General features: G+C 66.2%; 22 protein-coding genes and 1 pseudogene. 2 read left to right on the top strand and 21 right to left on the bottom strand.

The genetic code is table 11. From position 1 onward, the window contains the following. Window positions 1-212 precede the first annotated feature (212 nt). The 4 genes and pseudogenes from BJ970_RS32580 to BJ970_RS32565 all read right to left on the bottom strand — a co-directional run bounded on the left by BJ970_RS32580 (window position 213) and on the right by BJ970_RS32565 (window position 3,131). On the bottom strand, window positions 213-1,127 hold the full coding sequence (locus BJ970_RS32580; protein WP_184731383.1) for an alpha/beta fold hydrolase: 915 nt from the start codon (window positions 1,125-1,127) through the stop codon (window positions 213-215). Between the two features lie 380 nt (window positions 1,128-1,507). After that, on the bottom strand, window positions 1,508-1,816 hold the full coding sequence (locus BJ970_RS32575; protein ID WP_184731381.1) for a hypothetical protein: 309 nt from the start codon (window positions 1,814-1,816) through the stop codon (window positions 1,508-1,510). A 201-nt stretch (window positions 1,817-2,017) separates the two neighbouring features. Beyond that, complete coding sequence (locus BJ970_RS32570; protein ID WP_184731379.1) at window positions 2,018-2,290, bottom strand: hypothetical protein; 273 nt, start codon at window positions 2,288-2,290, stop codon at window positions 2,018-2,020. Window positions 2,291-2,349: 59 nt separating this feature from the next. Continuing rightward, a pseudogene (locus BJ970_RS32565) lies at window positions 2,350-3,131 on the bottom strand (SAM-dependent methyltransferase). A 298-nt stretch (window positions 3,132-3,429) separates the two neighbouring features. Here BJ970_RS32565 and BJ970_RS32560 point away from each other — a divergent pair. Next, a complete protein-coding gene (locus BJ970_RS32560) occupies window positions 3,430-3,849 on the top strand; it encodes a hypothetical protein (protein WP_221468345.1) in 420 nt (139 codons plus the stop codon). An 80-nt stretch (window positions 3,850-3,929) separates the two neighbouring features. Here the strand turns inward: BJ970_RS32560 and BJ970_RS32555 are convergent, their stop codons facing one another. From BJ970_RS32555 to BJ970_RS32515, 9 genes are all read right to left on the bottom strand, one after another. Next, window positions 3,930-4,088: a hypothetical protein gene (locus BJ970_RS32555; RefSeq protein WP_184731375.1), complete on the bottom strand. Its 159-nt coding sequence runs from the start codon at window positions 4,086-4,088 to the stop codon at window positions 3,930-3,932. Between the two features lie 381 nt (window positions 4,089-4,469). After that, window positions 4,470-5,468 (bottom strand): 2-hydroxyacid dehydrogenase, encoded by a 999-nt coding sequence (locus BJ970_RS32550; RefSeq protein ID WP_184731373.1) that lies wholly within the window; start codon window positions 5,466-5,468, stop codon window positions 4,470-4,472. Between the two features lie 70 nt (window positions 5,469-5,538). Beyond that, on the bottom strand, window positions 5,539-6,351 hold the full coding sequence (locus tag BJ970_RS32545; RefSeq protein ID WP_184731371.1) for an aldo/keto reductase: 813 nt from the start codon (window positions 6,349-6,351) through the stop codon (window positions 5,539-5,541). A gap of 36 nt (window positions 6,352-6,387) precedes the next feature. After that, window positions 6,388-7,416 (bottom strand): M24 family metallopeptidase, encoded by a 1,029-nt coding sequence (locus BJ970_RS39220; RefSeq protein ID WP_184731369.1) that lies wholly within the window; start codon window positions 7,414-7,416, stop codon window positions 6,388-6,390. A gap of 35 nt (window positions 7,417-7,451) precedes the next feature. Then, window positions 7,452-8,765 carry an MFS transporter gene (locus BJ970_RS32535; RefSeq protein WP_221468344.1) on the bottom strand — a complete coding sequence of 438 codons (1,314 nt, stop codon included), beginning with the start codon at window positions 8,763-8,765 and terminating at the stop codon, window positions 7,452-7,454. 286 nt (window positions 8,766-9,051) lie between these two features. Next, on the bottom strand, window positions 9,052-10,284 hold the full coding sequence (locus tag BJ970_RS32530; RefSeq protein ID WP_221468343.1) for an aminotransferase class I/II-fold pyridoxal phosphate-dependent enzyme: 1,233 nt from the start codon (window positions 10,282-10,284) through the stop codon (window positions 9,052-9,054). Next, window positions 10,281-11,297, bottom strand: a complete 1,017-nt coding sequence (locus BJ970_RS32525; RefSeq protein ID WP_221468342.1) for a 5-oxoprolinase subunit C family protein — start codon at window positions 11,295-11,297, stop codon at window positions 10,281-10,283. The genes BJ970_RS32530 and BJ970_RS32525 overlap by 4 nt, the downstream gene beginning before the upstream one ends. After that, the gene (locus BJ970_RS32520) at window positions 11,290-12,015 is read right to left on the bottom strand and encodes a 5-oxoprolinase subunit B family protein (RefSeq protein ID WP_184731365.1); all 726 of its coding nucleotides are present in this window, start codon (window positions 12,013-12,015) and stop codon (window positions 11,290-11,292) included. Before BJ970_RS32520 ends, BJ970_RS32525 begins: the two co-directional genes overlap by 8 nt. Beyond that, on the bottom strand, window positions 12,012-12,791 hold the full coding sequence (locus BJ970_RS32515; protein WP_312864582.1) for a LamB/YcsF family protein: 780 nt from the start codon (window positions 12,789-12,791) through the stop codon (window positions 12,012-12,014). Before BJ970_RS32515 ends, BJ970_RS32520 begins: the two co-directional genes overlap by 4 nt. A gap of 189 nt (window positions 12,792-12,980) precedes the next feature. Here BJ970_RS32515 and BJ970_RS32510 point away from each other — a divergent pair, with 189 nt between their 5' ends. After that, a complete protein-coding gene (locus BJ970_RS32510; RefSeq protein WP_184731362.1) occupies window positions 12,981-13,925 on the top strand; it encodes a LysR substrate-binding domain-containing protein in 945 nt (314 codons plus the stop codon). Here the strand turns inward: BJ970_RS32510 and BJ970_RS39730 are convergent. Genes BJ970_RS39730 through BJ970_RS32470 form a run of 8 tightly spaced genes read right to left on the bottom strand, consistent with a single transcriptional unit; the run spans window position 13,877 to window position 20,982 of the window. Next, window positions 13,877-14,758, bottom strand: coding sequence for an NAD(P)-dependent oxidoreductase (locus tag BJ970_RS39730; RefSeq protein ID WP_184731360.1), 882 nt, complete (start codon window positions 14,756-14,758; stop codon window positions 13,877-13,879). The genes BJ970_RS32510 and BJ970_RS39730 overlap by 49 nt on opposite strands. Continuing rightward, the gene (locus BJ970_RS32500; protein WP_184731357.1) at window positions 14,755-15,432 is read right to left on the bottom strand and encodes a 4-carboxy-4-hydroxy-2-oxoadipate aldolase/oxaloacetate decarboxylase; all 678 of its coding nucleotides are present in this window, start codon (window positions 15,430-15,432) and stop codon (window positions 14,755-14,757) included. Before BJ970_RS32500 ends, BJ970_RS39730 begins: the two co-directional genes overlap by 4 nt. 27 nt (window positions 15,433-15,459) lie before the next feature. After that, window positions 15,460-16,500: an alcohol dehydrogenase catalytic domain-containing protein gene (locus BJ970_RS32495; protein WP_184731355.1), complete on the bottom strand. Its 1,041-nt coding sequence runs from the start codon at window positions 16,498-16,500 to the stop codon at window positions 15,460-15,462. A gap of 30 nt (window positions 16,501-16,530) precedes the next feature. Further along, window positions 16,531-17,268, bottom strand: a complete 738-nt coding sequence (locus BJ970_RS32490) for an SDR family NAD(P)-dependent oxidoreductase (RefSeq protein WP_184731353.1) — start codon at window positions 17,266-17,268, stop codon at window positions 16,531-16,533. A gap of 26 nt (window positions 17,269-17,294) precedes the next feature. Next, a complete protein-coding gene (locus BJ970_RS32485) occupies window positions 17,295-18,083 on the bottom strand; it encodes an SDR family NAD(P)-dependent oxidoreductase (RefSeq protein WP_246471922.1) in 789 nt (262 codons plus the stop codon). Between the two features lie 19 nt (window positions 18,084-18,102). Continuing rightward, a complete protein-coding gene (locus BJ970_RS32480) occupies window positions 18,103-19,110 on the bottom strand; it encodes a sugar phosphate isomerase/epimerase family protein (RefSeq protein WP_221468341.1) in 1,008 nt (335 codons plus the stop codon). After that, a complete protein-coding gene (locus BJ970_RS32475; RefSeq protein ID WP_184731349.1) occupies window positions 19,103-19,873 on the bottom strand; it encodes an SDR family NAD(P)-dependent oxidoreductase in 771 nt (256 codons plus the stop codon). Before BJ970_RS32475 ends, BJ970_RS32480 begins: the two co-directional genes overlap by 8 nt. Beyond that, the gene (locus tag BJ970_RS32470) at window positions 19,870-20,982 is read right to left on the bottom strand and encodes a 2-hydroxyacid dehydrogenase (protein ID WP_221468340.1); all 1,113 of its coding nucleotides are present in this window, start codon (window positions 20,980-20,982) and stop codon (window positions 19,870-19,872) included. Before BJ970_RS32470 ends, BJ970_RS32475 begins: the two co-directional genes overlap by 4 nt. Window positions 20,983-21,003: the final 21 nt, after the last annotated feature.

Genomic DNA, 21,003 nt, shown 5'->3' with positions numbered 1-21,003 from the left:
GACGGACGGGTTTCGCGTCGACTTAACCGCTTTGACTCAAGCGTCGGAGGGCGTGAACACGACCATCGAGTCGATGCGGACGATGCGAGTCAGCGACATCGACTGCCCTTCGGATGCGTTCGGGCATGAGCGTCTTGCCGACACCGTGGCCGACTTCTGTTCTCGCTGGGACCAAGGAGTTGTCAACCTGACCGAAGACGGACGCGAGATCGTCAGCCGATTGACTCACTGTGTCCAGGTTTACCGTCAGACCGATGGGACCCGCTTGTAGGATTCTCAAGAACGCCCCGAACGACGAGGTCCGACAGAAAATTCTCGTGGGTGGGCTCCGAGAACAGGCGCATCAGCGCGGCCGCGGTTGCTTGCGGGTGGCTGACCAGACCGTTGTGCCCGCCGGGCATTTCGACGAGCTCGCGGCCGAGCTGATGCGCGAGTGTGCTGGCGCAGCGGTACTCCCATTGTCCGCGTGACTCCGCGCCGCCGGTCGGGATGATTGCCGTCGATTCCGGCACTCCGGCGAGGCCGGCGGAGTCCAGCGTCGAACTTCGTACTGCGGGGAAGTCGTAACCGAAAAAGCGGTGCAGGTTCGCGCCGAGGTCGCCAATCGGATCCGGCGACCGGGCTCCTTCTTCCCTAGAGCCCTCGCCATTGGTCAGTGCGACCATATGCCGGATCGCTGCCCACACGTCTTTACGTGCAAGCGCGGCAACGGTATCCAGTGCCTCTTCCTGGACGCCGTCCGGCACCACCGCGGACATCGGTGGTTCATGCGCAACAAGCACATCCACGCGGTCGGGGTGCTGCACGACCAGATGCAGCCCGATCAGCGCACCGATGCTGACCCCTACCACCCGTGCCGGCTGTGTCGCGACCGCGGCCAACAGGGCTCCCGCATCGTCGGCATGACGTGCCATCGTGATCGGGACGTCGGTCGAGACGGTGCTGCGGGACAGGCCGCGCCGGTCGTAAGTGATCACCTGATAACGCCGGGCCAATGCGTCGGCCAGCTGTTCGGTTGCGCCGGCCTCGCTTACGCCGCCCTGTATGAGGAGCACGGGAGGCCCCTCGCCGCGCGCCTCGAAGTAGAGCTCTGCTCCATCGGTCGGGATGGCTCCTTGCTGCAGCACCGCGTCCCTCGCTTCCCCTAGTTCTTGCTACTAGCCATTGTCGCGAGAACGTCGACCAATGCGGCACGCCAACGAATCGAGGATTCCCTCGTCGGCGCGGGCGGTCCGACGGCGTTGCTGCTCCGGGGCATGCGCGGTCACGCCAGATTCACTTGGACGTGTCCTGGCTGGCCTGGAAATCCGGATACTCCATCACACTGCGCAGTTCTCCGAGGAGAATTCGGCTGCACGTGCTGCACACTCGGCTTTGAAGGCGGGACCAACGGGTGGAGCGGAGCGAGCCGGTACTTCGTCCAATTTTTGAAGCGCTACGCGTCTATTTGTCGGTGATTGTCGATCACCACAGGTTGCGTCAGCTACTCAGTAGTGGCTACCGATTTTCACAGGAAATCCTGCCAGAACGATGCTCCGGTGGGCGCAGTGTCAACCGGGTTGTCGCCGAGGTCGGTCCCGTTACCGCCGCCGCTCTCGTTGCTGGCGCCACCGGGATTTCCGTGGTTTCCGCCGCCACCGGGATTTCCATGGTTACCGCCGCCACCGGGGTTGCCGTGGTTACCGCCGCCGCCGGGATTTCCGTGGTTTCCGCCGCCGCCGGAGGCGGCGAACTGGGTTGCCTGGGGGGTCAACGAGTCAACCGCAGCCGCAGAAGCCGCTCCGGAGAGCCCCAGCGCCACGGCCGCTGCCAGCACCAGGCCGGCAATTGTTCGTATACACGTCCGCATTGAACTTATCCCTACTGTTTTGTGGCTGCTTCGTGTCCGAATTTTTGGCCGACATGGCGGCGTGGAGAACGGTCTGAAGTCCCGTCATGCATACTCAACTGTGGTCGCTATGACGCACCGGAGCGGCACGCTTATTCGCTAGTCCACGGAGATGTCGTGATCGCCGGGTCAGTGGCGGGCCATGCCTCGCACGGCAAGGTCGATGTGGTGCCCGATGTCGACTGGGTCCTGCGTGAGCGAGAGCTGCATGCCACACATCAGGGCGACGAAGTGATAGGCGATGTCCGTCGCCGTGACACCCTCGGCCAGCGTGCCGTCGATTCGAGAGCGCTCGATCGCGTCCTGCCCTACTTGCGTCACGTGGGCGATGCAGGGCCGGAGGTCGGTGTCCGACGACTCGGCGTTGGAGAGCAGGTCGATCAGCGCGTGGTCGCGGGCCAAGCGCTCAGCTGCGGCCGTCCGCGCCGCAGAGTCAGCTCAGCGGTAGGCAACACACGCCACTATGGCTTACGGCCTATCGCGCCATAGGCGTCCAGCGGCTCGCTCGTGCCGTTCTGGTCAGCGTCGGGTCGCCATTGGTTGATCGGGGTCAGGCCGGGCTCGACCAGTTCCAGCCCCTTGAAGAAACCCGCCACCTGCTCGACCGAACACAGCCGGTACGGGATCGCGTCGCTCTTGGCGTACACCTCGGCGGCCTGGCGGGCGGTCTCGGTGAGGTCGGTGTTTTCCCACAGCAACAAATAGCTGCCGGACGGAACCGCCGCCAGCACTCGGCGCGTGATCGACACCGCCTCCGCATAGTCGGCGACATGCCCAAGCACGCCCATGAACATGACCGCGATCGGCCGTGTGAAGTTCAGGCTGCTTTGGCGTCGGAGACGATCAACTCGGGGTTGTGGTAGTCGGCGTCGATGTAGCTGGTGACGCCCTCGTCGGTGGTGTTCCTCAGCAGCGCTCGGGCGTGCGTCAGCACCAGCGGGTCATTGTCGACGTAGACGATCCTCGACTCCGGTGCGACCTCCTGGGCCACCTCGTGGGTGTTCTGCAGGGTTGGCAAGCCCGTACCGATATCGAGGAACTGGCGGATACCGGCTTCGGCGGCAAGAAAGCGCACCGCCCGGATCAGAAACTGCCGAGACTGCTTGGCGATCTGCACGATCTCGGGCTGGCGAGCGATCCACTCGTCGCCGGCAGCACGGTCGACGGCGTAGTTGTCCTTGCCGCCCTGCCAGTAGTTCCAGATCCGCGGCGACTGCGGCGCCTTGTAGTTGATATCAGCCACTCGTTACTCCGATTCTCACCACGGCCACTGCGCCCGGTACCTTAGCGTTCCGCCACGTACCACCTGCCGCCTCATCGGCGTTCCGGCGCTCGGCAAGTCGCTCCAACCGAGCCAGGAGACGGACTGCGCCCCTACCGCGAATGGGTAGCCCCCTACGTATTGACACCAATGTGTCCGTAGCCGGGACGAAAGACACTGGTCAGTACCCGACAACGCTGCCCCCAGGAAGGCAGAGCCCGTGCTCCTCCACACCAGCCCCGAACGGACTGAGGCCGAGCGTCCTCAGCCACGTCGTTCGTTGCGCCCATCCCGACCCGGACCTGCGGAGCTCCTGCAGTTCGGTGAGCGCTACGCCGACTTACATGATCGCCGCCTAGCGGACACGCTCATCCTGGAAGACGCTGCGGAAGAACGCGAGGAAATCTCGGCGCTAGACCGCATCTCCTGCCACGTGCATCGCAGATGGGTGCACGAGTGCATCAGCTCGCCTACGCACGTCATTGCCGTGACCGGACACCGCTGGTGCCGGCGCTGCGAAGCCGAGGCTTCCGTCGCGGTGGACGAGGTCTCGGGTTCGGTCAACGTTGTCTGCACGCGTTGCGGCCGGGCCCCCGACACGGCGGCGACGCGGCAGATCCTCCGAACCTGCCGAGCCAGCCTGGCCGCCGCGCTCGAAAGCCGCCGAGCGCGTGCGGAAGTGTGCGCCCTCGCAGCCTGATGCCGCATCAGGGCCGAGCCATCCGCTGCGCGACTACCCGGGCGAGCTGCCGTTCCTGTCGTCGGCCGAACCGAAGATGATCACAGCGGGTCTTGCCGCCCTCGAAGCGCGTCCCGTACCTCATCGACCCGGCTGATCTCGACCGCGCGCGGCGGGAATGGGAAATCCTGGAACCTGTTGTCCGCTCGCGCGCGGGGTTCGAGGCGGCGTGCCCCGGAATCGACTTCCAGCCGATTCACGGGGACGCACCTGCGTTCAATATCGTCGCCACCTCGGACGGCGAACTGTACTCCGACTTCGAGCTCGCCACGCTCGGACCGGTCGAATGGGACATGTGCTTCGCGTCGTCAACGCCATTGGCATGTCCCGGACAGTGGCGTGCCTCGCGCTCATACCACAGTTGCCCATGCTCGCGGAGGCACTGAAACCGTCCATCGAGCAATGGCGAACGATGCCGTTCGCCGGTGGCCTGGGTGACTGAGTAACCGAGGACACCGCCTGTTTCGCTTCGGTGAGAACACCGGAAACAAGTGCGCGGCCCCGCGCCAGCGCATGTCCGATTTCGTTGCTGGAACCGGTGATGATGGCGACGCGGTCGCGGATGTCGAAGGCGGGGTGGGTCATCGCACGGCTTCTTCGGCGCCTGGCTTCGCGGCAGTGCCCGGGAGCGGGGTGCGGGCGGAGCGGCCGAAAAGCACGTCAAGGAGGTTGTCGACGGCAAGGTCCACCATCGCCGCGCGGGTCGCCTCGGTGGCCGATCCTACGTGCGGTAGGGCGACCAGCCGGGACTGTTCGACGAGATCGGTTACGTCCGCACCGCGCGGTTCGCGTTCGAAGACGTCCAGTCCGGCTGAGTGGATCACGCCGTCGCGAAGCGCAGCCAACAGCGCTACCTCGTCGACGACACCGCCGCGCGAGGTATTGACCAGCGTCGCGGTCGGCTTCATGGCGCGAAGCTGGTCTGCGCCGATGATGCCTCGAGTGGAGTCGGTCAGCGGCACGTGCAGCGAGAGGACGTCGGACTCGGCGAGCAGTGTTGCGAAGTCAACCGCCCAGGACAGGTGATCGTCCTGCGGGGCGAACGGGTCGTGGTGGAGTACGCGCATGCCGAAGCCGGCGGCCCGGCGAGCGACGGCTCGTCCGATCTGGCCGTAACCGAGCAGGCCCAGCGTCGCGCCGCACACGTCCAGGCCGAGGTAGTCGTCCATGCGGAACACGCTCCAGCCGCCCGCGTGCAGGCAGTCGCGGGCTGAGGCAAGGCGGCGCCGTGCCATCAGGATCAGGGCGAAGGCCAGGTCGGCGGTGGTCTCGGCCAGCACCCCCGGCGTGTGGGTGACCACGACGCCTCGGTCCGCGGCGGCCTGTTGGTCGACCGCGTCGAATCCCATGCTCGCGAGGCTGACCACGCGCAACGATGGTCCGGCGGCGTCTAGCAGCTCGGCGTCGATGCGATCGTTGCCCAGGGCGAGGATACCGTTGGCGCCACCGGCGATTCGGGCCAGTTCGGCAGGTTTCGGCGTGCCCGTTCCAGTCCAGGAGACAACTTCCACCTGGGACTCGAGGCGAGCCAGGCCGCTGCCCGGAAGGTCCCGGCGTGTGCTGAGCACGCGCTGCGTCATCACTCACTCCTTTCGCGCGAGATCGCCAACCCGGTAGCTCGGGTCCGTCCGCCGTCACGCTGCTCTGCTGTCACGCTGCTCCGCTGGCAGACAGTTCATCGATTTTCCCGACTTCATCCGGGGTTAGCGTGACGTCGGCGGCTGACAGGTTCTGCACCATCCGGTCGCGGTGCGCGGACTTCACCGTCACCGCGACTTTGTGGTGAAGGTTCCAAGCCAGGACGATTTCGTGCACCGAACGATCATGCCGACGGGCAACCTCGACCAGCACGGGGTGGCTGAGGTCGGTGCTGCGCAGCGGGCTGTGCGCGCTGAGCACCACGCCTCGCCGGCGCATCGCTTCGGCGAAGTCCGCGTCGTAGTCGCCCGGCCCCCACTGCAACTGGTTCACGGCTGGATATACACCGGTCGCTTCGTGCAGGGCGTCGATCAGCTCGATCGAGTAGTTGCTGACCCCGATGGCGCGGACCAGGCCGTCCTCGCGGGCCCGGATGAACTCGTGCCAGCTGGCGACGCCAGGATAGCCACCCGGCGGCCAGTGGATCAGCCAGAGATCGACGTAGTCGATGCCCAGCGCGGTAAGGCTCTGCTCAAGTGTCAGCCGTTCCCTGCCGACCTGGTCGGGCGGCATTTTGGTGGTCATGAACAGCTCGGAGCGGGGGACGCGGGCCTGGGCCAGCGCCGCGCCGATGGCTTCCTCGTTGCGGTAGCGAGTGGCGGTGTCGACGAGCCGGTAGCCGACGGAGATCGCCGCCTGCACGGCCTCGGTGGCCTGGTCTCCGCGCATCGGATGGGTGCCGAAGCCGAGTAGCGGCATGGCCCGGCTGCCGCCCACGTCCGCTGTGGGCACCCGGTCCGCTCCGTACCGGAGGGTCGTGTTCATGGCGGTTCTCCTCATGCGGTCGTAGTGGAGGTGTGGTCAGTACAGCTCGACAAGCCGCAGCGGCGTTCCCGTCAGTAGGTCCGCCCCCGACCCGGTGAGAGCGACGGTCTCGCCGAATTCCACTGCGCCACGGCCTGGTACCGCGATTCCGGTGCGGATGCCGAGGACCATGCCGGACTGCGCGACCACCGCACTGCTGCGAGGCAGCGCCTGAGTCGTACCGCCCCGGAGCGAGACGACCCGGCATGTTGCCAGGTGCGCGCCGACTTCGTTACCGAATGCGTCGTAGGCATCGCGTAGTAAAGCGCCTGGTTTGAGGGCGGTCAGCAGCGAGGATGTCGCTGCTGCGCAGGCGTCGCTGGCGGCGCGGAGTGTGCCGTCGGCCTTGCTGAGCAAGGCGGTGGCGGCGGCGTAGCCCGCGACGCCATCGAGTAGCGGGTGCAGGGCGTAGCGGACCGGTGTTTCGGCGGTGAGCCGGGCGGTGGCCGGGTCATGACCCCGGACTGTTACCAGATCCGAGCCGGCTGCCGGGCCGTCCGGGGGGTACCAGCCGAGCAGACCACCAGCTCGGCGGATCGAACGATCGACGTTGCCTGACAGCTCCCGGACATCCATGCCGACATGGAGGTGGTCCATCACCGCCGTGTAGCCGACGGCGGCGAGTTCGGCGGCTGCGGCGAAACTGGCGATTTCGGCGTCCGTGCAGCTCGCTAGTTCGGCGAAGACGAGGTCGGCCGCCGGCCGAAGGCTCGGCCCGGCGCTGCTGATTTGGCAGAACACCTCCCACGGCAGGTCAACGTCGTAGCCGACGGCGCCATCGACGACGTCGGCCTTCCGCAAGGCGCCGGCAATCGCCGTGGGCAGGTCGCAGTCCACCGCATCCACCACGGCGCCTTCTGCGGTGACAACGACGGCGGCTTCGCCGATGGGCTCAGGCAGCGACCCGAGAACGTGCTGTCGACCCCCGGTCGAGGTCAGCAGTAGGGCTGCGAAGCCTGCCTTGTGCATCTGCTCCCGGAGCCGGTCCAGCCGGGCTCCGGCCTGGCTCGTGGCCGTTCTTGCCACGGGGCCCACCATCCTTTCGGATTCGTGTGTGACGATCAGCGCTTGAGCGGTTCGAAGGCCGTTTCGCGGATACGTAGTGCAGTGAAGCCAGCGACGGCAGAGGTCAGCACGAGATAGAACGCCGGGACCCAGGTACTTCCTGTCGAGACGATGAGCGCCGAGACGACCAACGGCGCGGCGCCGCCGAAGATCGCGGTGCCGAGGTTGTAACCCAATCCGTACGCCACGGTGCGCACCCGCGTCGGGAACAGCTCGGCCAGCGTCACCTGCATCACGCCGTTGGTGCCGGCGAAGCACAGCGACATGAGCACCGCGCCGATCGTTGCCAGGACGAAAGATCCATGCGTCAACAGCCAGTAGCACGGGAAGCCGATGACAACCATGACGAACGCCGAGGTCGCGAGCATCTTCTTACGACCGACACGGTCGGAGAGCCGCCCCGCATAGAGCACGGCGCCCGTGCCGACCGCCAGCATGATGCCGGTGACGAGCAAACCCTGTACCGCGGTGAAGTGCATTTCGTTCTTCATGAACGACGGCATGTAAATGAACAGGATGAAGTATCCGGAGCTGTTGAACAGTGGGAGCACGACCGCGATCGCCATCCCGCGGATGGTCTCCCGCGAGGTAACCGCCTCCCGCAGCGGGCTACGGGTCACCTGGCCCTCCACCTCGGCTTCGGCGAACTCCGGCGATTCATCGGCCAATCGCCGGATGATCAGGCCAACCACGCCCAGCGGCAGGGCGAGCAGGAAGGGCAGTCGCCAGCCCCACGACACCATGTCCGGGGTACTGAGAGCCGCCGTGAGCACGGCGGCGAAGAGAGTGCCGAGCAGCATCGCGATGAACGTGGCGGCGTTGGCGTAGCTGACGACCTGCCCGCGCCGCCCCTCCCCGGCGTGCTCGGCCAGGAACGAGTTGCCGTTGCCGGGCTCGCCGCCCATTGCGAAGCCCTGAACAACGCGTAGCAGCACCAGCAGGATCGGCGCCGCAATGCCCGCCGAGGCGTAGCTGGGGAGTAACCCGACCAGCCCGGTGGAGAGAGTCATCAGGGTGATGAGTATCAGTAGGACGCGTTTGCGGCCGATGCGGTCGCCCCACGACCCGGCCATTGCGGCGCCAAGCGGGCGGAAGAAGAACGGGATCGCGAACGCCGTGAATGTCAGCAGGACGCTGGTGCTGGGCGCGTTGCTGGGGAAGAACACGACCGCGAGAGTCCCGGCCACGAAGCCGTAGACAGCGTTGTCGTAGAGCTCGATGAAGACGCCGACGAGGCCACCGAAAATTGATGTTTTGGTGGCTCTGGGCGGCGACGGGCGCAGCGTCATGTCAGAAACCTTGCTGTTCACGAGGGCTACCTTTCTCGGGGAGTGACGTCGTCGTCACTGGAAGGTTGGTGCCGGTTGACCGGCGATCGTGGCCATCTCGCTGCGCGGCTCGACAATTGGCTGTCCCGGGCCGCTTCGTGCCGCTGTTCGCTGCGATGGGTCACCGACATGAGGAACTGTGGCCCATCATTATTTCCGCGATATTACTGGCGTTTATACACGGTTGCCATGCCTAGTTTTGTTTTGTCTGTCGGCATAACGAAAACTTATGCCTGCGGGGATTCGGGTGGGATGCGCCGACGTTGTTTTAGCCGCGCCGCAGCAGGGATATCGAATGCGCGAGTCCGGCGACGGCTTCCCGAATGGTGTCGGCGGACAATGCGAAGCTGGCCCGGAAATGTCCGGGGCAGCCGTAGGAGTCGCCGGTGATGACCACGACCCCGGAGGTTTCCAGGATGTGCTCGGCGAGATCAGCGTCGGATTCGATCCTCGCCCCGGAAGGCGTCGCGGTGCCCGCCAGTGCGGAGCAGTCGGTCCACACGTAGAAGCCGCCCTGCGGAATCACGGGGCGCAAGCCCTCGATCGCATCGAGCCCGGATACGAGCAGGTCGCGACGCTCGGCGTAGATCCGTACTGCACGCTCGACGAACTCTTGGTCGCCATCCAGTGCGGCGACGGCCGCCGCCTGGCTCACCGACGACGGGCACGACGAACTCTGCGACTGCAGCGTGGTGATCGCGGTGCACAATGCCGCGGAACCCGCGCCGTAGCCGATCCGCCAGCCGGTCATGGCGTAAGTCTTGGATACGCCGTTGACCAGGAAAATGCGCTCCCGCAGGTCGGGGGCGGCGGTGACCGTGCTCGGCACCGGCTGCGCCCGGAAGTTGATCGCGTCATAGATCTCGTCGCACAGCACCGAAACGCGCGGGTTCGCGCGGAGGACGTCGGCAAGCCCGCGTAGCTCCGCTTCGCTGTAAACCGCGCCGGTGGGGTTGTTGGGCGAGTTGAGGACGACCCACTTGGTCCGGTCGGTGATCGACTCGCGCAGCAGGCTGGGGGTGAGTTTGTATCCCGTCGATGCCGTGGTGGCGACCACCACCGGGCGGCCGCCGTGCACCGTGACCATGTCCGGGTAGGACACCCAGTAGGGGGCCGGAATGATCACCTCGTCGCCCTCGTCGAGGGTCGCCAGGAAGGCCAGGAAAATCAACTGTTTCGCGCCGCCGCCGACGCAAATCTCGCCGGCGCCGTAGGACTGCCCGGTCTTACGCAGCAGTCGGGCCTTGATCGCTTCCCGCAGTGCCGGCGTCCCGTCCGCCGAGGTGTATTTCGTCTCGCCCGCGTGGATTGCCTGAATCGCGGCGTCCTTGACATGCTCCGGCGTATCGAAGTCGGGTTCGCCGATCGTCAAGGGAATGACGGGCCTGCCGGCGGCCTGGAATGCTCGTACGCGGTCGGCGACCCGTGAACTCGGCGATTCTTTTACGCGCGACATCCGCTCGGCCAGTAGGGGTGTTTGCAGCGCTTCGGAAAAGGTCATTGCTTGCTCCTTTTGCAGTGCCCGCCACACAGCTGCGAGGTGTTCGAAAGTGCGGCGAACGCGGTTCGTGCGCGGACCGCGATTCGATCGAGGAATCGGCGCCGTTCCAGGTAGGCGGCGGTGGCCGCGGCCCTGCTCGTGCGCCGAAAGCGGATCTGCTGACCGGGCCTGAGCTGAGCCGCGATGTCCTGGGAGAGCGAGGTGAGCACCGCGAGCACCGGATATCCCGCGGTGATTCCGCGACCGCGCATCAAGACGAGCAGTTCGTCGCCGGTGGGGGCTTCGATCGCGCCGACCGGCACTCCTCTCGACAACACCTCGCCGGTCACCGAACGCTGCGGTACGGGTCCAGACAGGCGCAGCCCCACGTGATTGATCCGCGGTGTGACCGTGTAGGGGGAGTCGAATAGCCGCCCGAGCTCGGGACCGAATTCTCCGGCATCGGGTCCGTCGATCACATCTAGCACGGTCGGCACGTGAGCCACGCTGCTGGGAATGCCGAAGTGGAAGATGGTGGCGTCGAAGTGCGGGTTGATCAAGGGCGGATGGGGCCGGAGCAGGGAAAGGGATGTTCCGGACGTGACCGCGGTGCCGAACCCGATCATCGAATCGGGCGCGCAGCTGCCCATCAGCAGGGGCACGTCGAAGGACCCGTGCACGGCGACATACGCTCGTAGGCCGGCTTCGGAGATGCCGATCCGCACCGTTTGCCCGGCCCGTACCGACAGCGGCGCCCACGGGGCGTGCGGTCGTCCGTCGACGGTGGGCATTGCTGGTGCCCCCGTGACAGCCATCAGCACATCGTGGCTGGGACAGATGGTGAGATCGAACCCGGTGGCCTCGATGAGCGGATCCGAGGGTTCGTTGCCGGCCAGGGCGTTCGCAGCGCGGGCGGCGAACTGGTCGAGCGCGCCGTTGACAGCCAGCCCGCGCGCGGGCCCGGCGGTGCGGCCGAGATCGGTAACCACGCATGCGGTCGCGGACTCGATGTAGAGTTCCGGCCGATCAGACATCGTCTCGGTAGCGCATCGGGGTCCCGAGCAGGGCCGCGTAGGCGCGCTCATCGACCGGGAAGAACCGCACCCTGTCCCCGGGCCGGTAAGGCACGACGTTGTCGTCCTCGGTTTGCAGGATGGTCAACGGCGTGCGGCCGATCTGCCGCCAGCCGCTGGGTGCGGCAACCGGGCCGATGACGGTCTGGCTGCCGGCGACCGAGATCGCGCCGGGAGGCACTCGCAGCCGGGGAATCGCCAGCCGGGGGATCGGTACCCGGAAATCCGGACCGTCCGTCATGGCCGATGCGGCGGGGCCGCCCAGGCAGCGGATAAGGTGCTCCCGCGAGCAGACGATGTCGATGACCCGCGCTACCGGCTCGTCGACGAGGCTGGCGACCCACTCCAGATCCGGGCCCGCGGCGCCGCCGAAAAGCACCGGCACGTCGATGACTCGCGAACGGACCCGCTCCGCCGCGTCGGTGGCACTATCCCAGGAACGGATGTGCAAGGCGACTGCGTCGGCCGTCGTGTGGTACGGGTCGAACTCCACCAGCACGGCGTCGTAGGTCGGCACAGCCGACACTGTTCCGGGTAATCCGCCGCCGTTGAGCCGTGCCGCCAGCCGGTGCACGGTCGTCCACACCTCGTCTGTGTCGGCGCCGTCAACGGTGACGCGCAACGCCGCGTCGCCGCACGGCGAGATGTCGATCTTGGCCGGTATCTGGATGCCCGTCATGCCGCCGGGACATCCAGAATCTTGTCCAGTGGCGCCAACCGGACCCCGGCGGTCTGCAACTCGCCGCGGATCCGGGCAGCGAGCTGGAGTGCCGCGGGGCCATCGCCGTGCAACTGGACGCAGTCCGCTTTGATCGGCACATCCCGCCCGTTCCGGCTGGCGATGACTCCTTCGGTGACCATCCGGACCGTCCGGCGGGTGACTTCGTCCGGATCGGTCAGCACCGCATCCGGCTCGGACCTCGGCACCAGCGTGCCGTCATCTTCGTAGGCCCGGTCGACGACACCGACCATGGCCATCCGTAGGCCGCGTTCCCGCGCGACCGCTGCCATCTCGCCTTCCTGCGACAGGATCACGAGGGTGGGATCGAATGCCTGCACCGCGTCGGCGATGGCCCGGGCGTAGTCATGCCTGGTCACCACGAGGTTGCCGAGCCGACCGTGCGGTGCCAGGTGAGTGATGCGGACGCCATGTGCCCGGGTGAACGCCGACAGCGCGCCGAGCTGGTACAGCACGTCGGTGCGAACTTCGTTCTCGGTCAGGTCCATCGCTCGGCGTCCGAAGCCCACCAGGTCGGGAAAACTCGGGTGTGCGCCGATACTGACACCACGCTCGACGCAGGCCCGCACGGTCGCGTCCATGACACGAGGATCGCCCGCGTGGAATCCGCATGCCACGTTGGCCGAGGTCAGTAGGTCCAGCAACTGGGCGTCGTTGCCCATTGTGTAGGCGCCGAAACTCTCTCCGAGGTCGGCCACGAGATCAACGGTTGGCACAGCCTGGATCCTTTCCCACCGGGGCCGGGGGCCCGTTGCGCACCGTGTCCGGCGCTCGTGCAACCGGGCCCGCTGTTGGACTATGGTCCCCACAGACATTAGGTTCGGTGCGGCGCGGAATGAAGCCATATCAGGAAGACCCATACCTTCATCACCGTTCCCGATGAGACCGCGGCCAGGAAGAGCGCTATGGACACCCGCAGGCTCGGCTACTTCGTCAGGGTGGTCGACACCGGCAACATCACCAGGGCCGCGGAGTCGCTGCACATCACGCAGCCCGCGTTGAGCCAGCACATCTCGGCGCTGGAGGCGGATTTCAAGACGCGACTGCTGGAACGCACCGGGCGCGGCGTGGAGGCCACCGATTCCGGGCGATCTCTCTACCGCTACGCGCAGGGAATCCTGCGTCTGGAAAAGGCCGCGCGGATCGATCTGTGTGACCGCACCGATTCTCCGGCCGGTTTGGTGACCGTCGGCCTGGCCTCCTACAGCATGGCGTCCAGCCTGGCGGTACCGCTGTTGCGGATCGTGCGTGAACGGTACCCGAACACCCAACTGCAGCTGATCCAGAACCTGACCGTGGTAATGAGCCAGGCTCTCCTGCTCGGCCAGGTGGACATGGCGCTGATTTACGACCCCGGCTATGTCAAGGGTGTCGTAGTCGAAAAAGTCCTGGAGGAAGATTTTCATCTGATCACCAGCACGAAGACCCGGCCCATGGCGGTCTGCGGCGACGGCGTCACGCTCAAGGACGCGTCCCGATTGGACTTTATTCTGCCGAGCGAGGTCCACACCGTACGGCGGATCACCGATGCCGCTTTTCACGCCGCGGGCCTGCATTACTCGGTCGTGGCCGAGATCGAACCGAGCATGGTGCTGCGCGACGCCGTGGTGGGCGGCCTCGGGGCCACGGTACTTCCGTTGTCGGCGGCACGGACCTACTTCGCCCCCGAAGAGGTCCGCGCCTACCGCTTTGCCGACGCCCGCATGCGCACCGGAATGTCACTGTGCACCTCGGAGGTCCAACCTCTGTCGGACGCGGCCAAACTGGTGGCCGACGTGCTGCGGGGGCTCATGACCGACGTTCAACCGGACGGCGGTCGGTTGCGCACGGCCGATGAAACGATTTCGTAGACGACCGCATGATCTTCGTCGCCGAGTCCACGGTCGACCAGTTCCTCGAACAAGGCACCTGTGTGCCGGGCCTGCGTCAAGCCCGCACCGAGTTCGTCGGCCAGCGCAGTCGCGTACCGAAGATCCTTGAGCTGGTTTGCTGCGCTCCCGCCGAGGCTGTACTCCCGCTGCAAGATCTTCGTGGCCTTGGCGTCGAGCACCGCGTTCGCGGCGAGACCTCCCTGAAGTACCCGGATCAGCTGCGAACGGGAGATTCCGGCTCGACGGGCCAAATCAAGGGCCTCGGCCACGGCGACGAGCGTCCCGGCGACGACAACCTGGTTACACAGCTTCGACACGGTTCCGGTCCCGACCGGTCCCATGTGCTCGACGGTGGCGGCGAACGAGCGCAACACGGCCTCCACCTTGACGAACGATCTCGGGCTCGCGCCGACCATGAGACTCAGCGTGCCTGCCCGGGCTCCGGCATCACCGCCACTCATGGGCGCGTCGACCACGGCGATACCAACCTGGCCGAGACGTTCGGACAATCCGCGGATCTTCTCCCGCGAGGTGGTGCTGAGCACGACCACGTGCGTGGTGCCGCGGGCGGCCCAACGGCTCGCCACGGATTCGGGTGCGATCTCGTCGAACTGGTCGACATCCGGCAGCGCCGAAAGGACGATCTCCGCACGAAGGTCTCCGGGCCGTTCGACGGCTTTGCCGCCCACCGCGGCGCCCTTCGTGCGGGTACGGTTCCAGACCTGAAGCGGGAACCCGGCGCGGGCGATATGCGAGGCGATCGGCGCGCCCATCGGGCCGAGGCCGATCACGCCGACGGTAAATGTGCTCACTCCTCGACGACCAGTCCCTTGGCCTTCAGCTTGTCGACGAGCCCGTGCACCTCGATCAGGGACTTGCCGCCACGACGGTGCTGGGCGCGGATCTCCGCCTCGTGATCCTCGCGCCGCTGGCACAGCCGAATGACGTCCTCGGCCTCCAGCGGATCGACCACGACGACACCGTCGGCGTCCCCGCGCAGGATGTCGCCGGGCCGGACGATCTGCCCGCCGATGGAAATCGGGTAATTCACGGGTCCCAGGGTCTCCTTGACCGTTCCCTCGATACAGACCGAACCGGAGAAGACGGGAAAACCGAGCTTTTTCAGGTCCGCGCTGTCGCGCACCCCGGAATCAGTGACGAATGCCGCCAGTCCCTTGCTCTTGCACGCGGTGGCCAGCACGTCGCCGAAGGAACCCGCCTGCTCAAACTCCGCCCCGGCGACGATCACGACGTCTCCGGGCTGGGCGTAGGAGATCGCGACCTGCACCATGATGTTGTCGCCGGCCTGGGCTTCGACGGTGAAGGCCGGGCCGCAGAACGCCATGCGAGAATCGACAGGTTTCAGGCGATGCGACAGGGCGCCCTTGCGGCCCTGTGCTTCGTGGATCGTCGCGGCGGAGAACTGGCCGAGCGCCGCGATGATTTCCGCAGCCGGCCGGTCGAATTTCGTGCGCACGTGAATCATGACACTCCCTGTTCCTTGGTGTCTTGTTCAGGACTCCGGATCCGCGGACATCCGCAGCACCGTCTTTGACGACCTTGCCGACTCCGCCGCACAGGCGAATGCCTCGGCGGCCGAGTCGATGTCGAACTCATGACTGAGTACCGCTTCGAGCGATGGATCCCCGGCGAGCAAGGCGATCGCGGCATCGAGTTCGATGTCGAAACGCTGCGAGCCGTAGAGCGTGACCTCCTTGGCGATGATCGCCGAAACGGGAACCGGTATCGGTCCGCGCGGGAGCATCCCGAGCTGGAGGACGGCACCGCCGGGACGCACCGCATCCAGCGCGGTTACCAGCGAGCCCACCGCTCCGGCCGCCTCGACCACGATATCGAACGACGACTCTTCAACCGTGTCGCCGTCGGACAGGTTCCGGGTCGAGTCGGCACCGACGGCGGCGGCGACCTTCAGCGGGAATCCCTGGAGATCCGCGGCGACGATCTCGGCGGAGCCCGCGTGCCGGAGTGCGGCGATGGCAAGGGCACCGATCGGGCCGGCGCCGCTGACCAGTACCCGCGCACCCAGCGGCCGTGCTTCCAGCCGGGCAACTCCGTGCAGAGCGACTGCCAGCGGTTCCGCGAGGACGGCACGGCGCAACGGCAGTTCGTCCGGCAACAGCCGGAGCTGGCCCGGTGACACTTCGAGAAGCTCGACGAACCCGCCCTGCGTATGCGGTCGAGTCGACGCGCTGCCCAGATAGGTGCCGCCGGGATGCAAATGCAGACCGGTGCCGCGTGCGGCGCCCGGGGGAGCGGTCGGCGTCGCAGGATGGATCGCGACACGCGTGCCCACGGCCGGGGCATTCGCCACGTCATGGCCGATCTGGGAAACGACACCGACCACCTCGTGACCGAGCACCAGAGGTTCCGTGATGCGGTACGGCCCATTGCGACCATCCGCCGCGTAGTGCAGGTCCGATCCGCAGATCCCGCCATACACGACGCGGACCACCACACGGTCCGGCGCTACCCGGAGATCATGAAGTGTTTCCACACGCAGGTCGCCCGGCCCGTGGACAACGACGGCTTTCACGGCAACGGCCTCCTTTCCCTTGTGGCGCATTCAGCGCGCGAGGTAACCACCGTCGACGGGCAGCACGGTTCCATGGACGAATCGCGCAGCGTCGGACGCCAGGAAGAGCGCCGCGCCCGCGATGTCCTGAGCGGTACCCCATCTCCCAGCGGGAATGCGTTCGAGTATCTGACGGTTGCGGGTCTTGTCGGCGACGAGCGCGACGTTCATTTCGGTGGCGATGAAGCCCGGCGCGATCGCGTTGACGCGGACGCCTTTCGGTGCCCACTCGTTGGCCACTGACTTCGTCAACTGCGCGATCGCACCCTTCGATGCGGCGTACGCGGAGGCCGTGAACCCACCGGTGAACGACAGCATCGAAGCCAGGTTGATGACCACGCCCGCCCCGCGTTCGAGCATGGGCCGACCGATCAACTGGGTCAGTTCCATGACTGCCCGGATGTTGAGTTGCTGCACCCGATCCCAATCCTCGCCGGGAAAATCCTCGAAGGGGTGGCGGATGTTGAGCCCCGCATTGTTGACCAGGATGTCGACCCGATGCTGTCGAAGCACTTCTTCCGCAGCGGCCCGAACCTGCGCCGGCTCACCGAGATCCGCGATGACCGGCACATACCCACTAGCGTGCCCGGTGACGGCTCGGCGGTGTACGCCCACCACCGTCGCACCATTGCGCAGGTAGAGGTCGGCGATCGCATGGCCTATTCCTGAGCTGGCTCCGGTGATCAGCGCCGTCCTGCCGGTCAGATCGGCGGTGAACGGTGCACTCATTGAAGTGCTGCCTTTCTCGTCGTGTGTCATGCGATGTGGGATCCGCCGTTGACGTCGTAGGTCACGCCGGTGAGGTAACCCGCGTCCTCGCTCAGCAGGAAAGAAACGACCGCAGCGACATCGCGCACCGTGCCGATCCGCCCCACCGGGAGTTCTCGTAGCAGTACCGCTTTCCGTTCGTCGGACAGCGGTCCGCCCATGATGTCGGTGTCGATGGAGCCGGGCGCGACCGAGTTCGCCGTGACGCCATACGGTCCGAGTTCTCGCGCGAGTGTGCGGGCGAATCCGAGTAATGCCGCCTTCGACGCCGAATACGCGGCGAGCCCGTAGACGCCCCCGCCACGCTCGGCAGAGGTCGACGAGATGTTCACGATGCGACCGATTCCCTTCGCGGCCATGATCTTCGCCGCCGCCTGCGTGACGTGGAAGGTTCCGTGCAGGTTGACCGCGATCACGCGGCGCCATTCGTCCTCGGTGACTTCGAGGAAGGGAACAGGCGAGCTCACCCCGGCGTTGTTGACGAGCCCTACCAGTTGCGGCAACGATCGGCTCACGTTTTCCACGGCGCTAAGGACCGCGTTCCGGTCGCTGATGTCTACTCCAACACCCAGACAGGCCACTCCGTGCGTGTCCTGGATTCGGGCAGCGACCTCCTGGCTCGCGTCTTCGTCAAGGTCCAGAATGGCGATTGACCAGCCCTCGGCCGCCAGCCGATGAGCGATTGCCTGGCCGATCCCGCGCGCCGAGGCGGCTCCAGTAACGATCGCGGTGCGTTCACGGGGGAAATCAGCGGCGGGCTGATGCGGCGGTGTCAACGATTCTCCTGGCGTGCGATCAGTTGGCATGGGGGAGGATGCGCCGAAGGTATGCGGCGTTCGTGGCGCCCACACTGAGCCCGTCGCCGCCGTAGTGTTCGACCACGAACGCACCGGAGAAGCCGTTGGCGATCGCGTAGCGTACGGCGTCTCGGTAGTTCACGATCCCGAGTTCGAGAGACGTCGGATGGGTGAGAACCGTCCCGGTGGCGGGGTCTTCGAGTCTCGCGTAGTTCTTGATATGCCAGTAGTTGGCGCGCGCAGCGGTGACCGAAACCAGGTATTCCCAGGTGTCGACCGGCCGTTGCTGGCGGATCAGGTTCCCAATGTCGGGGTTGAGTCCGACGGCGTCATGGCCGATGTCGTCGAGGAATCTGATCGCGTCGTCGGCACTGCCCAGGTAGGTGTTCTCGTACAGTTCGAGGGAGATCGCCACGCCTGCTGCGGCGGCGTGATCGCCGAGTTCCCGGAACCGCCGCACCGCCAGCTCCCGCACTTCCGGGTCGGGGGGTGCGGTGTCCGGCGGCACTGTCCAGAACCACAGTGCCTGCTGTTGTTGCGGTGTCAGCGCATCGTGGAGCCCGAGACAGACGATGTCGGCGCCTAGGAAGGCGGCCGCGTCGATGGTTCTGTGTGTGAAGGCGAGGTTGCGTTCCCCCCGGTCCGGATGGATCACGCTCTGCCGCACGACACCCACTCCCGGAACCGCGAGGCCGGCGTCGTCCAGGACATCGCGCAGGTCCGCTAGACGCGCGTCGTCGAGATCGCCGAGACGCAGCCAGGCTGTGGAAAGCTCAAGGTGGGTGAACCCGGCGTCGACGACAGGCTGCAGAAGACGACGCCACTCGGCGGGTTTCAGCTCGTCCACGGGCGTTTCGTCCGCCGCATACGCGGGAAACTGGAGCATGGCGGCGGCGATTGGCCAGTCGTCGGGAGCATGGGGAGTGCGGAGGTCGGACGGGCATGCCAACGACGGGCGCTCGGTGTGCACGGTCGTCGGCGTGCGGGTTCTCGGGGACTCAGCCAATGCGAAGACCTCCGTTGATGTTGTACGTTGCACCGGTGATGTAGCCGGCCTCTTCGCCGATGAGGAATTCGATGAGGGCGGCGACCTCGCGTGTCGTGCCGAGTCGGCCGACTGGAAGTTGCGCCAGGAATGCGGGTTTGCGTTCGTCGGTGATCCGGCCGCCCATGATGTCGGTGTCGATCGTGGCCGGTGCTACCACGTTGACGGTCACGCCACTGGGTGCCACCTCCAGTGCGAGTGCGCGGCTGAATCCCTCGATCGCTGCCTTGGAAGCCGCGTAGGTGGACTTGCTGTAAGTCCCGCCGCCGTTCTGCATTGCGGTCGACCCCAGATTCACCACCCTGCCGTAGCCACGCTCGACCAGACCGGGCACGATGCGCTTGCACGTGACGAACGTGCCGGTGGCGTTGATTCGCATAACGCGTTCCCAGGTGGCGAAGTCGGCGTCGAGAAGCGATGTCGGTGCGCTGATGCCCGCGATGTTCACGATGGCGGTGATCGGTGGCAACTCGGCCTCGAAACCGGATACGGCCGCGTCCACGGACTCCGGGTCGGCAATGTCGGCGACCGCACCCATTGCGGCGACATCGTGTTCGGCACCCAATGCGGCGGCGACCTTTTCGACCTCCAGGTCGATGTCGAGAAGGCCAAGACGCCAACCCGACGCCGCCAGCCGCCCCGCGAGCGCGCGCCCTATTCCTCGCTTCGACGCGGCTCCAGTGATGACCGCCGTACCACTGCGGAGGTCGGCGTTGTCTCTCATATCGTGTCCCTGTTGTCGTCTCGACCAGACCGAACAGCCGGCGGTAATGATGTGTTGACTACGTCTCGTGGCCGTTGCCCACGGCTGACCGCGATGAGCGCGGCCATCACGCTTGCCGAAACCGAGGCGGTGAACTGGTCCGTCCAGCACAGGGAATGCGGCGCGAGGATGACGTTGTCCAAATTGATCAGTGGGCTGTCCGTCCGCAACGGCTCTTCGGCGAACACGTCGAGTCCGGCGCCGGCCAGCCGCCCGTCCGATAACCGGGCGACGAGTGCGTTCTCGTCGACCACCGCACCACGAGCGATGTTGATCAGCCGGGCGGTCGGTTTCATCAGCGATAGTTCCGGTTCGCCGATGAGATGCTTCGTCTGGGGGGTGGCGGCGACGGCGACGATGACGTAGTCGCTCAACCTCAGCACGTCATCGAGCGAGCGCGATTCGATGCCGATCTCGGCCGCCGCGCTACCCCGGTCGGTCCGGTTGTAACCCAGCACGCGCAGCCCCAGCGTGCGCGCCCGGCGCGCGGTCTCCATCCCGACGCCGCCCAATCCGACGATCCCTACCGTCGCGCCGGCCAAGCCTGAACCTCGCCAAGCCGGGCGCTCTGCCCACCGGCCCTCCCGCACCAGCTTGTCCTTGACGACCAGGTTGTGCGCCAAGGCATACAGCAGCGCGATCGCGGAATCCGCCACCGGCAGCCGGACCGCGTCGGGCGTGTTGGTCACCGCTACACCGCGTCGAGTGCACGCATCGAGGTCAATGGCGTCAAAGCCGGCACCGAACCGTGCCACGTGCCGGAGCCTCCCGGATGCCGGTATCGAGTCGGCCGAAACTCGCTCTGGCCCCAGAACAAGTACGGCGTCGGCGTCCTGGAGTTGATCGGCCCGCAACTCCTCGACCGCATCGTCCAACACCCGCCAAGCCAAACCGGCATCGGTCAGCCGGGACAGCCCGATGTCACCAAAAACGGTGCTCCCGTCGGGCTCGGCATAACCTCTCGTGACAACGACTTGATAAACCACGATCGCCTCTCGCAGAATTCTGGAACCGCAGTCGAAACATAGGTCGACCACGCCGCGAAAAGAAGGCGCATCAAGAATGCACATGGCGCCATCGTGCTTCCCGAT

Origin of the sequence: Saccharopolyspora phatthalungensis (assembly GCF_014203395.1) — a bacterium.
In the GTDB taxonomy this organism is placed as follows: Bacteria; Actinomycetota; Actinomycetes; order Mycobacteriales; family Pseudonocardiaceae; genus Saccharopolyspora; species Saccharopolyspora phatthalungensis.
This window is presented reverse-complemented; position numbering and strand designations above follow the sequence as displayed.

Excerpts from the sequence above, each read along its gene's own strand:
- BJ970_RS32525 (WP_221468342.1), bottom strand. The coding sequence starts at position 11,297 with ATGTCTGATCGGCCGGAACTCTACATCGAGTCCGCGACCGCATGCGTG.
- BJ970_RS32545 (WP_184731371.1), bottom strand. The coding sequence starts at position 6,351 with ATGAACACGACCCTCCGGTACGGAGCGGACCGGGTGCCCACAGCGGAC.
- BJ970_RS32470 (WP_221468340.1), bottom strand. The coding sequence starts at position 20,982 with ATGTGCATTCTTGATGCGCCTTCTTTTCGCGGCGTGGTCGACCTATGT.
- BJ970_RS32500 (WP_184731357.1), bottom strand. The coding sequence starts at position 15,432 with ATGATTCACGTGCGCACGAAATTCGACCGGCCGGCTGCGGAAATCATC.
- BJ970_RS32490 (WP_184731353.1), bottom strand. The coding sequence starts at position 17,268 with ATGAGTGCACCGTTCACCGCCGATCTGACCGGCAGGACGGCGCTGATC.
- BJ970_RS32520 (WP_184731365.1), bottom strand. The coding sequence starts at position 12,015 with ATGACGGGCATCCAGATACCGGCCAAGATCGACATCTCGCCGTGCGGC.
- BJ970_RS32510 (WP_184731362.1), top strand. The coding sequence starts at position 12,981 with ATGGACACCCGCAGGCTCGGCTACTTCGTCAGGGTGGTCGACACCGGC.
- BJ970_RS32475 (WP_184731349.1), bottom strand. The coding sequence starts at position 19,873 with ATGAGAGACAACGCCGACCTCCGCAGTGGTACGGCGGTCATCACTGGA.
- BJ970_RS32530 (WP_221468343.1), bottom strand. The coding sequence starts at position 10,284 with ATGACCTTTTCCGAAGCGCTGCAAACACCCCTACTGGCCGAGCGGATG.
- BJ970_RS32550 (WP_184731373.1), bottom strand. The coding sequence starts at position 5,468 with ATGACGCAGCGCGTGCTCAGCACACGCCGGGACCTTCCGGGCAGCGGC.